This window comes from Bordetella petrii (assembly GCF_020991325.1).
Taxonomy (GTDB): Bacteria; Pseudomonadota; Gammaproteobacteria; order Burkholderiales; family Burkholderiaceae_B; genus Bordetella_A; species Bordetella_A petrii_E.
This window is the reverse complement of sequence record NZ_JAJMLX010000008.1, coordinates 1-11,190: the sequence shown is the minus strand read 5'-3', so window position 1 is coordinate 11,190 and position 11,190 is coordinate 1. Positions and strand designations below refer to the sequence as shown.

The 11,190-nt window shown below is 66.2% G+C and carries 11 protein-coding genes; 6 read left to right on the top strand and 5 right to left on the bottom strand.

Annotation, left to right across the window (positions count from 1 at the left end; translation table 11 throughout):
* Window positions 1–32: 32 nt before the first annotated feature.
* Entirely contained in the window at window positions 33–410 is a 378-nt protein-coding gene (locus tag LPZ50_RS01930; protein WP_230656946.1) for a hypothetical protein, read from the top strand.
* Here the strand turns inward: LPZ50_RS01930 and LPZ50_RS01925 are convergent.
* Complete coding sequence (locus LPZ50_RS01925) at window positions 380–1,126, bottom strand: IclR family transcriptional regulator (protein WP_230656944.1); 747 nt, start codon at window positions 1,124–1,126, stop codon at window positions 380–382. The genes LPZ50_RS01930 and LPZ50_RS01925 overlap by 31 nt on opposite strands.
* 225 nt (window positions 1,127–1,351) lie before the next feature.
* On the opposite strand from LPZ50_RS01925, the gene LPZ50_RS01920 reads away from it, so the two are divergent.
* The 5 genes from LPZ50_RS01920 (at window position 1,352) to LPZ50_RS01900 (ending at window position 7,221) form a co-directional block, all read left to right on the top strand.
* On the top strand, window positions 1,352–2,590 hold the full coding sequence (locus tag LPZ50_RS01920; RefSeq protein ID WP_230656942.1) for a CaiB/BaiF CoA transferase family protein: 1,239 nt from the start codon (window positions 1,352–1,354) through the stop codon (window positions 2,588–2,590).
* A 57-nt stretch (window positions 2,591–2,647) separates the two neighbouring features.
* On the top strand, window positions 2,648–3,421 hold the full coding sequence (locus tag LPZ50_RS01915; RefSeq protein ID WP_230656940.1) for an enoyl-CoA hydratase-related protein: 774 nt from the start codon (window positions 2,648–2,650) through the stop codon (window positions 3,419–3,421).
* A gap of 16 nt (window positions 3,422–3,437) precedes the next feature.
* The gene (locus LPZ50_RS01910) at window positions 3,438–4,610 is read left to right on the top strand and encodes an acyl-CoA dehydrogenase family protein (protein WP_230656938.1); all 1,173 of its coding nucleotides are present in this window, start codon (window positions 3,438–3,440) and stop codon (window positions 4,608–4,610) included.
* A gap of 38 nt (window positions 4,611–4,648) precedes the next feature.
* The gene (locus LPZ50_RS01905; RefSeq protein WP_230656937.1) at window positions 4,649–5,632 is read left to right on the top strand and encodes a Bug family tripartite tricarboxylate transporter substrate binding protein; all 984 of its coding nucleotides are present in this window, start codon (window positions 4,649–4,651) and stop codon (window positions 5,630–5,632) included.
* A gap of 68 nt (window positions 5,633–5,700) precedes the next feature.
* Window positions 5,701–7,221, top strand: a complete 1,521-nt coding sequence (locus tag LPZ50_RS01900; protein WP_230656936.1) for an AMP-binding protein — start codon at window positions 5,701–5,703, stop codon at window positions 7,219–7,221.
* Window positions 7,222–7,234: 13 nt separating this feature from the next.
* Here LPZ50_RS01900 and LPZ50_RS01895 read toward each other — a convergent pair whose 3' ends face one another.
* The 4 genes from LPZ50_RS01895 to LPZ50_RS01880 all read right to left on the bottom strand — a co-directional run.
* Complete coding sequence (locus LPZ50_RS01895) at window positions 7,235–8,380, bottom strand: hybrid sensor histidine kinase/response regulator (protein ID WP_230656934.1); 1,146 nt, start codon at window positions 8,378–8,380, stop codon at window positions 7,235–7,237.
* 11 nt (window positions 8,381–8,391) lie between these two features.
* The gene (locus LPZ50_RS01890) at window positions 8,392–9,012 is read right to left on the bottom strand and encodes a chemotaxis protein CheB (protein ID WP_230656932.1); all 621 of its coding nucleotides are present in this window, start codon (window positions 9,010–9,012) and stop codon (window positions 8,392–8,394) included.
* Between the two features lie 5 nt (window positions 9,013–9,017).
* Window positions 9,018–9,857, bottom strand: a complete 840-nt coding sequence (locus tag LPZ50_RS01885; RefSeq protein WP_230656930.1) for a CheR family methyltransferase — start codon at window positions 9,855–9,857, stop codon at window positions 9,018–9,020.
* Window positions 9,858–9,885: 28 nt separating this feature from the next.
* Window positions 9,886–11,190 (bottom strand): response regulator (locus LPZ50_RS01880; RefSeq protein WP_230656928.1); only part of this gene is annotated, 1,305 nt, incomplete at its 5' end.

Below are 11,190 nucleotides of genomic sequence, written 5' to 3'. Positions count from 1 at the left end.
AGCCATATCGACACCCAAACGCGCAGGGCCGCATGCCACCCGCCAACAACCCCTACGCCGGAGGCGAGCGCGACGCGCCAGCCATCGAACATGAATTGCAGGCGCGCGAGCGCAGCGGCCAGCCCGACAACGGGCGCTTTGCCCAGCACATCGCGGAAGCCAGACAGCATGGGCTGGCACGCGCCGTGGGACAAGCCTCGTCCCCGCGCCATAGGGTGACAGTCAATGCCTTCAGCGCGCCGGTGTACGACGTCCAGGGAAATATGGTGCTGGCCAGTTCCACCACCTGCGAAGCCGGACGGCTGCAGCCCGACTGGGACGGGCCGGTTCCGCTCGCGCTGCGCGCCATCGCAGCCGAACTGTCGGCCCGCCTGGGTTATCAGCCCTCGGCCGCCAGGGCCTGCAGATAGGCGTCCAGTTTTACCCGCAGCGTCGCCGCCAGTTGCGGCAGGCGCGACGCCACCCGGAACATCGGGCCGGCCACCAATAGCGCGAAATGACGTTCACCCACGGCGAAAGGCAATGCCACGCCGCCCAGGTCCTGGGTGAATTCCGCGTTGCCCTGGAACCAGCCGCGCGCCAGGGAAGTCTCGATTTCGGCCTGCACCTGGGCCGCGCTCATCAGCGTGGAATCGGTGTAGCGGTCGTATGCGGCCTTTTCCAGGATGGCCGCGCGTTCGCTGCCGCTCATCTGGGACAGCAGCGCCCGGCCCGTTGCCGTCAGGTGCAGCGGCACCCGCTTGCCCACCGGCGCGGCATAGCGCACCGCGCTGGGCGATTCCACAGTTTCCACGAACAAACCGAAAGCACCGCTTGCCGCCGCCAGCACGGCTGTTTCGCCGGTTTCGCGTACCAAGTCTTCCAGCACGGCGCGCATGCCGTGCGGAATGGGCTGCCCACGTTCGATCTGGGTGGTCAGGGTGGACCAGATGGGCGCGGGGTAATAGCCGGCGCGCGCGCGCGGCTCGTACAGATAGCCCCGGTTCGTCAGTGTCTGCAGCAGCTTGAAGGTGCTGGACCGGGGCCATCCGAAGTGTTTGGCAATTTCGGCCAGACTGGCCGGGCGCTGCCGGGCGGCAAAAAACTCCAGCAGTTCCAGCACGTGTTCGACTTGTTTGATGCTCACCGTGTCAGTGCGCCGCCTTGGCCAGCCCAGCCCGGGCGGCATCTCCTTTAAGCAATTGTCCGGCAATGCGCCGCCATGGGCGCGGCCCCTATTAAACCGCGCCGCGGCCCGCGCGCCCGCCCCGTCAGGGTAAACGCGCAGTCGTGCCGGCTAGGAATTTTGTTCCTGCATATGTATGATTTGTTCCCACACAGGAACATGATAAAGCAAATCGAGCGAGACGACATGGCAACACCCCAAGCCGGCGGCGGCCCGCTGGCCGGCATCAAAGTCATCGACATGACGTCCGTCCTGATGGGCCCTTTTGCATCGCAGGCCCTGGCGGACATGGGCGCGGACGTGATCAAGCTGGAAGCTCCCGCGGGCGACCTGGTGCGCCAGATCGGCCCGGCACGCCACCCGGGCATGGGCCCCGTCTACCTGAACGCCAACCGCAACAAGCGCAGCATCGTGCTGAACCTGAAAACGCCGCAGGGCCTGGCGGCGTTGCAACAGTTGCTGGCCGACGCGGACGTGCTCATGTACAACGTGCGGCCGCAGGCCATGGAACGGCTGGGCCTGGGCTACGACGCGGTGGCCGCCATCAACCCGCGCATTGTCTATGCCGGCCTGTTCGGTTTTGGCCAGGATGGCCCCTATGCAGCGCGGCCCGCCTACGATGACCTGATCCAGGGCGCAGCCACGCTGTCGCACTGGATCGCGCAAGCCTCGGGCGGTATTCCGCGCTATGTGCCCACCGCCATGGCCGACCGCGTGGTGGGCCTGACCGGGGTGAATGGCATCCTGGCGGCGCTGCTGGCGCGCGGGCGCACCGGGCGCGGCGACCGCGTGGATATTCCCATGTTCGAAACCATGGCGGCCTTCGTGCTGGGCGACCACCTGGGCGGCCAGACCTTCGAGCCGCCGCTGGATGGCGGCGGCTACGCGCGCCAGTTGTCGCCGCACCGCCGGCCCTACCAGACGCGCGACGGATACGTCTGCGCCCTGGTCTACACCGACAAGCAATGGCAAGGCTTCCTGCGCGAGATCGGCCGCGAAGCGCTGATGCAGGAAGACGAACGCTTCGCGGACTACGGCGCGCGGTCGCGCAACATCGACTATGTGTACGAAGCGCTGGCGCGCATCTTCCTGGAACGCGACACGGCGGAATGGATGAGCCTGCTGGAACGCGCCGATGTGCCGTTCATGCCCATGCACGATCTGCAAAGCATCATGGCCGATCCACACCTGCAGGCCACGGGGTTTTTCGTGGACCAGGAACATCCCACCGAGGGCCCCATCCGTGGCATGCGCCACCCGGTGACGTGGCGCAATCACCCAGCCCCGGCCGCCGGCCGCCCCGCGCCGCAACTGGGCCAGCACACGCGCGAAGTGCTGGCCGGACTGGGTTATACGCCGGCCGCGATCGACGCCATGCTGGCCGCCGGCCAGGCGTACGCGCACGCCCCGCCGCCCGCCGCCTGAACGCGCCTACCCCCCTCTATCGCGCCGCCTGCATGCGGCGCCACACAGGAGCAAAACTTGAAACTGACTGAGGAAGTGACGTTCGACGTCGCCAACCAGAACATCGCCGTCATCACCATCGACCGCCCCGCCCAGCGCAATGCCATCAACCGCGGCGTAATCGAAGGTTTGCGCCAGGCGTGGCAGCGGCTGGAGCAGGACCCGGAATTGCGGGTGGGCATCCTGACGGGCAGCGGCGACAAGGCCTTTTGCGCCGGCATGGACCTGAAAGAAGCCGCCGCCATGCAACTGAAGGTGCCGCCGCGCGACATGTTCCCGGTGCTGGGCGATGTGGTGCATATCAGCAAGCCCACCATTGCCGCCGTCAATGGCGTGGCGCTGGCCGGCGGCTGGCTGTTCGCGCAGATGTGCGACCTTTGCGTGGCTTCCGAGCATGCCACGTTCGGCATCACCGAAGCCCGGGTGGGCCGCGGCATGCCCTGGGCCGCGCCGCTGGCGCACATGCTTCCGCAACGCATCATGATGGAACTGCTGCTGACCGGCAAACCCATGACGGCGCAGCGCGCCCATGCCCTGGGCTACGTCAACGATGTAGTGCCGCACGCGCAGTTGCTGGACTGCGCGCTGGCGCTGGCCGGCGACATCGCGGCCAACGCGCCGCTGACGGTGCGCGCGGCGCGCGACCTGGTGTACCTGGGCACGGAAATGGGCCGTTCGGCAGCGTTGCGCGCCGCCCAGCATCTGTTCGAGCCCGTGTACCTGAGCGACGACGCGCAGGAAGGCCCGCGTGCTTTTGCCGAGAAGCGCCCGCCGCGCTGGACCGGCCGCTGACCCCACAGGAAACCCCATGGATTTCGAACTCAGCACCGAACACCAGGCCATACGCGAAGCGGTGGTCGACTTGTGCCGCCGCTTCCCGGAAAGCTACTGGCTGGCACGCGACGCGGACGGCGCGTTTCCCGAAGACTTCTATCGCGCCATGGGCCAGGCGGGCTGGCTGGGCACGGCCATTCCCGAGGCATACGGCGGGGCCGGCCTGGGGGTACAGGAAGCCGCCATCCTGATGCAGACCATCGCCGAAACGGGCGCTTGCCTGAGCGGCTGTTCCAGCATCCACATCAATATCTTCGGCCTGATGCCCGTGGCGGTATTCGGCACCGAAGAGCAGAAGCGCCGCATGCTGCCGCCGATTGCCAGCGGTGAACTCAAGACCTGCTTCGGCGTCACCGAACCCAATACCGGCCTGAACACCACGCAGCTCAAGACGCGCGCGGAGCGCCGCGGCGACAAGTACGTGGTGCATGGCCAGAAGGTGTGGATATCCACGGCGCAGGTGGCCGACAAGATCATGCTGCTGGCGCGCACCACGCCGCTGGAAGATCTGGCGCCCGGCCAGCACTCGCAAGGCCTGACTCTGTTCTACACCGACCTGGACCGCCGCCGCATCGACGTCAAGCTCATCGAGAAAATGGGCCGCAAGTGCGTCGACTCGAACGAGCTGTTCATCGATGGCCTGGAGATTCCGGTGGCGGACCGCATCGGCGAAGAAGGCAAGGGCTTCAAGTACATCCTGCATGGCATGAACCCCGAGCGCGTGCTGCTGGCGGCGGAAGCCATCGGCGTGGGCCGCGCCGCGCTGGACAAGGCGGCCGGCTACGCCCGCGAGCGGGAAGTGTTCGGCCGGCCCATCGGCAAGAACCAGGCGATCCAGCACCCCCTGGCGCGCAACTGGATCGAACTGGAAGCCGCGCAATTGCTGATGCAGAAAGCCGCATGGCTGTATGACCAGGGCCGCGACTGCGGCGCCGAGGCCAACGCGGCCAAATACTTCGCGGCCGAAGCGGGCTTCCGTGCCTGCGAACGCGCCATCCTGACCCACGGCGGCATGGGTTACGCCAAGGAATTCCACGTCGAACGGTATCTACGTGAAATCATGATTCCGCGCATCGCGCCCGTCAGCCAGGAACTGATCCTGAGCCATATCGCCGAGCGCGTGCTGGGAATGCCGAAGTCGTACTGACACCGCAGCAAAACAAAAGACCTTAGAAGGAGACTCCCATGTTGCACACTATTCCCGGTTCGTTGCGCGCCCTGATACTGGGCACCTTGATCGCCACGGCGCCCGCGCTGGCCCTGGCGCAAGACTGGCCCGCCAAACCCGTGCGCATCATCGTGCCCGCCGGGGCCGGCGGCAGCGCCGATCCCCTGGCGCGGCTGGTGGCCGAACAGTTGAGCCAGGCCTTGCATCAACCTTTTGTGGTGGAGAACAAACCGGGCGCCAACGGCAACGTGGGGTCGGTGGCCGCGGTGCGTTCGGCGCCCGACGGCTATACGCTGCTGTTCAGCTGGACGGGAACGCTGGTGCCGGCCATTACGCTTTACCACGCCAAGCCGTACCATCCCCAGAAAGACCTGGACCCTATCGCCCTGATCGCATCGGTGCCCAATATCATCGTGACGCTGCCGTCGCTGGGCATCAAGACAGTGGACGAACTCACCGCCTATGCCAGGAAAAATCCGGGCAAGCTCAACTTCGGGTCCACGGGTAGCGGCAGTTCGTACCATTTGTCGGGCGAGCTGTACAAGAAAACCCTGGACGTGGACATGACCCACGTTCCGTACAGCTCACCCAGCGCGGTCTTCACCGACCTGATAGGCGGGCGCCTGCAATTGGCGTTTCCCGGCGTGACCGCAGCGGCGCCCCTGGTCAAGGACGGCCAGCTGCAGGCCGTGGCGGTCATGGCGCCCAAGCGATCCAATGTACTGCCCGATGTGCCCACCACGGCCGAACAGGGCCAGCCCACGCTGTTGTCCGAAACCTGGTTTGGCCTGCTGGCGCCCAGCGGCACGCCGCCGGCAACCGTCCAGAAGATCAATGCCGCAGTGAACAACGCCTTGCAAGTGGCCGATTTCCGCAAGAAACTGGCCGCCATGGGATTCGAGCCCATGGGGGGCACATCCGCCCAGTTCGCTTCTACGCTGGACAGCGACATCAAGAAGTGGGGTGAGATCGTGAAGTTCTCCGGCGCGAAGGTCGACTGACGCGCATCACCCAGGAACCAGCAAGGCCCGGGATACCGCCACTCGCCGGCGCCCAGGCAGGAGGCACCATGCATCTCAGCCGTTTATTCCAGCGCAGCGTGGACATGTACGCAGACTGTCCGGCGCTGGCCCAGGGCACCGGGCCAGCCGCCAGCTACCGCGAGCTGGACCGCCAGGTGCGCGCGCTGGCGCAGCACCTGCGCCACGAACTAGGGCTGGCGCCGGGCGACCGCGTCTGCCTGGCCATGCAGAATTGCGTGGAGTATGCGCAGGCCATGCTGGCCATCTGGCACGCGCGGCTGTGCGCCGTGCCGGTCAACAGCAAGCTGCATCCCAAGGAAGTCGGCTACATCCTGCAGGACTCCGGCGCAAAAGTTTGCCTGACCCAGGCGGCATTCCTGGACGCCCTGCAGGCATCCGCCAGCACGGGCGCGACGTTCATGACAGTGGACGGCGCGTCCTGGCGCGCGGCGCGCAGCGCCAACCCTGCGCCCGCCGACATGCCAGTGGGCGGCGACGACGAACTGGCCTGGCTGTTCTACACCAGCGGCACCACGGGGCGGCCCAAGGGCGTGATGCTCAGCCATGCCAACCTGGTGCAGATGGCCCTGAACTTCCAGACCGACATGCAATCCATCGACAGCAGCGATGTGTTGATCCACGTGGCACCCCTGTCGCATGGCGCCGGCCTGTACGCCATTCCGTACTGGATGCAGGGCGCCCTGCAAGTGGTCAGCGCCAGCGGGGGCTTCGACGAAGCCGAACTGGCCTCGCTGCTGGGGCACTATTCCCGGGCCAGCCTGTTTGCCGCGCCCACCATCGTCACCCGCCTGGTCGGCCACCTGCAGAAAACCGGCACGGCGGTACCCGGCCTGCGTTGCCTGCTGGTGGGCGGCGCCCCCTTCTACGCGCAGGACATCAAGGCGGCCGTGAACTGCCTGGGCCCCAGGCTGGCGCAACTATACGGCCAGGGTGAATCGCCCATGACGATATCGGCGCTGCGCGCCGACCGCCTGGCCCGGGCCGTGGCGGACAATGACACCGAACTGCTGGGCTCGGTGGGATACCCGCAAAGCACGGTAGACGTCGCCATCCTGGATCCGGAAGGCCAGCCCGCGGCGCCCGGCGGCATCGGCGAAATCGTGGTGTTCAGCCCCACCGTCATGCAGGGCTACTGGGGCAACACCCAGGCCACCGAAGCCACACTGCAGAATGGGGGGCTCAGGACCGGCGACATGGGCCTGATCGACAGTCGCGGCCTGCTGCACATCAAGGACAGGTCGAAGGACGTCATCATCAGCGGCGGCACCAATATCTATCCACGTGAAGTGGAAGACGCGCTGCTGTGCCATCCGGATGTGCTGGAGGCTTCGGTCATCGGCACGCCCGACCCCGACTGGGGCGAATCGGTAACGGCCTTCATTGTCAGCCGCGCGCCGGTGGACGCGGCGCAACTGGACGCGCACTGCCGCGAGCACATTGCGCGCTTCAAGCGGCCCAAGCATTATGTATTTCTTGAGACCTTGCCCAAGAATCCCACCGGGAAAGTCCTGAAAGGGGAACTCCGGTCCCTGGCCAAAGCCGGCTGACCCCGCGCGCCGGCTATTCCGCCGGCCTGCCCGCATCGGCCGGCTTGCGCGGCAAGGTCACCCGGAAGCGCGTGACGCCGTCGGTGGCGTTCGCCACGATCAGGCCGCCATGCGCCAGCACGATCTGCTGCGAAATGAACAGCCCCAGGCCCAGCCCCTGGTGTTCGCCAGGGCCGCGGGCGCGGCTGCGGAACGGGTCGAACAGGTTCGGCAGGATCTCGGCGGGAATGGCGCCGCCGTTGCTTACCGTAAATACCACTTCATTGGCGGCCGCCCCGTCCACTTCCATGCGAACCGGCCGGGACCGGTCGCCGTGGTGTATGGCGTTGCCGAGCAAATTCGTCATCACCTGCGCCAGGCGATCCGCATCCCAGCAGCCGGACAGGTCGCCCAGGAAATCCGATTCGACCTCGCAATCGGGAAACCCCGTGCGCACCTCGTCGAGGATGCGGCTGGCGATGTGGTCCAGGGTGCATGGCGCGGGCACCAGCGACAGCCCGCCCGCCTGGCGGATGCGGGTGACGTCCAGCAGGTCGTCGATCATGGTGGCCATGCGCGCGCCGCACTGGTGGATGGTTCCGGCGATGCGGGACACCTTGCCCGCGTCGGGGTCGCGGCGCAGCAACTGGGCCGCCACGGTAATCGACTGCAGCGGCGTGCGCAGGTCGTGGCTGAGCACCGCCATGAACATCTCGTTCATGCGCAGCGCCTCGGTCAGTTCCTCCAACTGCCACCCCAGCGCCTGCTTGCGCTCGTGCAGTTCGAAGAACACGTTGGCCTTGGTGACCAGCATGGCCGGGTCTATCGGCTTGTACAGAAAATCCACGGCGCCGGTTTCATAACCCCGGAACTGCCAGTTCTGCTCGCGCGAACCGGCGGTCATGAAAATCAGCGGAATATGCCGGGTGCGCTCGCTGCCCCGTATCAGTTCCGCCAGTTCGAACCCATTCATCTCCGGCATCTGCACATCCAGAATGGCCAGCGCCACGTCGGCATGCTGCAGCAGCAGTTCCAGCGCGGCCGGGCCGGACCGGGCCGCCAGGAATTCGACATCGCTGCGTGCCAGCAGCGCTTCCAGCGCCGTCAGGTTTTCTTGCACGTCGTCGACCAGCAGGCACTTGATGCGGCTATTTTCGCGCGAGCGTTTGGCAGGGATCATGAGCGTCGTCGTTATGTTCTTGGGTTGTCACGGGGATGGGCGGCCAGCCGGGCCAGCAGTTTCGCAATGCCTTGCGGATCCAGCACATGCCGCACGGGCACGCGGTCCAGCGCGGCGGCCGGCATGACGGGCATGGCGGCGCTGGCCGGGTCTTGCACCACGGCCAGGCCGCCACCGGAGCAAATGGCCGCCAAGCCCTGCACACCGTCATCGTTGGCGCCCGACAGCAGTACGCCGATCAGCCCGGCGCCATACTGGTCGGCCGCCGACTCGAACAGCACATCGATGGAGGGCCGCGAGAAGTGCAGCGGCGGATCCACCGACAGCGCCACGCGGGGCCCCCGCTCTACCAGCAGGTGGTAGTCGGGCGGTGCAAAATATACCGCCCCGGGCTGGATGATGTCCTTGTCTTGCGCTTCGCACACGCGCAATGCGCAGCGGTCCTTGAAAATGTCCGCCAGCAGACTGCGGCGGCCGGAGGGCAGGTGCAGCACCACCAGCACCGCCGCGCCGAGGCGAGCGGGTAGCGCGGACAGCAGGGCCATCAGTGCCTCGATGGACCCGGATGACCCGCCTATAACGATGGCGTCATAGGCGGACTGCCGGGCGGCGGAACGGGCGGATTGCGGCATGGCGGTTACAGGCCCGCCTTCTTGCGATAGATGCGCTCGGGCACGGCCACATCGTCGAAACTGTCCGAACACGCCGAGAAACGCAACGATTCCCTGGTACCCAGGCCCAGAAAGCCGCGGTGGCAAAGCGATTCCCGGAACAGGCCCAGCGCGCGATCCTGCAGCTCGCGCTCGAAGTAGATGAGCACATTGCGGCAGGATATGAACTGAGTCTCGGCGAACACGCTGTCGGTGGCCAGGCTATGGTCCGAGAACACAATGTGCTTGCGCAGCGACTTGTCGAACGCAATGCGCCCGTAGCGGGCCGTATAGTAGTCCGACAGCGAGCACGGCGCGCCCGAACGCGCGTGGTTCTCGGTGAATACCGCGGCGCGGTCCAGCCCGAACACTCCGCTTTCGGCTGCCTTGAGCGCATGCGGGTTGATGTCCGTGGCGTAGATCAGCGACCTGCCCAGCAGGCCCTCTTCATACAGCAGGATGGCCAGCGAATACGCTTCTTCGCCGGTGCTGCAGCCGGCCACCCAGATTTTCAGCGAAGGATAGGTGCGCAAGATGGGTACTACATGGGTGCGCAGGCCCATGAAGTACTCCGGGTCGCGGAACATGTCGCTGACCTGCACCGTCAGATAATCCAGCAGCGCGGGAAACACCGATGCGTCGTGCAGCACCCGGTCTTGCAGCTGCGACAGGGTCCTGCAGTCGAACTGCGTCAGCGCCGTTTGCAGGCGCCGCTTCAGCGACGCCTGCGCATAGCCCCGGAAATCGTAGTGGTAGCGATGAAAAATGGCATCGATCAGCAGCCGCTGCTCGATATCGGCGGTACGTACCCTGCTATGTGACGGCATGGCTCATCCAACGGGCAAGTCGGCAAATTTACTTGGGCATCCAGACGCGCACCAGCGACAACAGCCGTTCCACGTCCAGCGGTTTGGCGATGTAATCGTTGGCGCCGGCGGCCAGGCATTTTTCCTGGTCGTCCTTCATGGCTTTGGCGGTCAGCGCAATAATGGGCAGGCGCCGCCATTCGGGGCGGCTGCGGATCTCGCGCATGGCGGTATAGCCGTCCATCTCGGGCATCATGATGTCCATCAGCACCAGGTCGATGGCCGCGGCGGCGCCGTCGCCCGCCCGGGCCAGCGCGTCCAGGGCCTCTTTGCCGTTGCGGGCGATTTCCACGCGCAGGCCGGTGGGTTCCAGGATGCTGGACAGCGCGAAAACGTTCCGCACATCGTCTTCCACCACCAGGACGGTGCGCCCTTCCAGGCCGGCGTCGCGGCTGCGCGCCACTTGCAGCATCTGGCGCTGCTCGGGCGGCAGGTCGGCTTCCACCTGGTGCAGGAACAACGTCACTTCGTCCAGCAGGCGTTCGGGCGAGTGCGCGTCCTTCACGATGATGGACCGCGAGAAACGCCGCAACTGCAGTTCTTCATCGCGCGACAGGGCGCGGCCGGTATAGACGATGACGGGCGGGAACGATACCCCGTCCTGGTCGGTCATCTGCTGCAGCAGTTCATAGCCGCTGAAATCGGGCAGGCTCAGGTCCATGACCATGCAATCGAAAGTGGCCCCGCGCAGCGCCTCCAGGGCTTCGCCCGCCGTCGCCGCGCAAACGATCTCCACGTCGTCGCGGGCCAGCAGCTGGCGCACGCTTTCGCGTTGGCGGTCATCGTCTTCCACGATCAGCACGCGCCGCATCCCTTGCGTGAACTTGGCTTCCAGCCGCTGCAGCGCGTTCTTCAGTTCTTCGCGCTTGATGGGCTTCAAGGCATAGCCCACCGCGCCGCGCTCCATCGCTTCATGGGTGTAGTCCGCAACCGAAACCACGTGTACCGGGATATGGCGCGTCTGGGAATTCCGCTTCAACTGGTCCAGCACACCCAGCCCGGAGAAATCGGGCAGGTTGATGTCCAGCACAATGGCCTTGGGCAGGTACTGGGCCGCCATTGCCAGGCCCTCGGACGCGGTATGCACCACCCGGCAGTCGAACTCCATTTCGCGCGCCATATCCGCCAGGATGTCGGCGAAGCGCTTGTCGTCTTCGATCACCAGGATCTGCCGTTCCGACCCGGCGCCTGGCTGCGGGCCGTTCCCCGCCGCCAATGGCGCGGCCGCGGGCAGTATGTCCGGCGCCGCCAGGGTGGCGGGATCCTGCTCGTCCGGCCCGGCCAGCACCTGCGT

Bases quoted from the DNA above. Each gene is read 5' to 3' on its own strand.
- LPZ50_RS01905 (WP_230656937.1), top strand. From the start codon at position 4,649: ATGTTGCACACTATTCCCGGTTCGTTGCGCGCCCTGATACTGGGCACC.
- LPZ50_RS01890 (WP_230656932.1), bottom strand. From the start codon at position 9,012: ATGCCGCAATCCGCCCGTTCCGCCGCCCGGCAGTCCGCCTATGACGCC.
- LPZ50_RS01900 (WP_230656936.1), top strand. From the start codon at position 5,701: ATGCATCTCAGCCGTTTATTCCAGCGCAGCGTGGACATGTACGCAGAC.
- LPZ50_RS01910 (WP_230656938.1), top strand. From the start codon at position 3,438: ATGGATTTCGAACTCAGCACCGAACACCAGGCCATACGCGAAGCGGTG.
- LPZ50_RS01920 (WP_230656942.1), top strand. From the start codon at position 1,352: ATGGCAACACCCCAAGCCGGCGGCGGCCCGCTGGCCGGCATCAAAGTC.
- LPZ50_RS01885 (WP_230656930.1), bottom strand. From the start codon at position 9,857: ATGCCGTCACATAGCAGGGTACGTACCGCCGATATCGAGCAGCGGCTG.
- LPZ50_RS01930 (WP_230656946.1), top strand. From the start codon at position 33: ATGCCACCCGCCAACAACCCCTACGCCGGAGGCGAGCGCGACGCGCCA.
- LPZ50_RS01895 (WP_230656934.1), bottom strand. From the start codon at position 8,380: ATGATCCCTGCCAAACGCTCGCGCGAAAATAGCCGCATCAAGTGCCTG.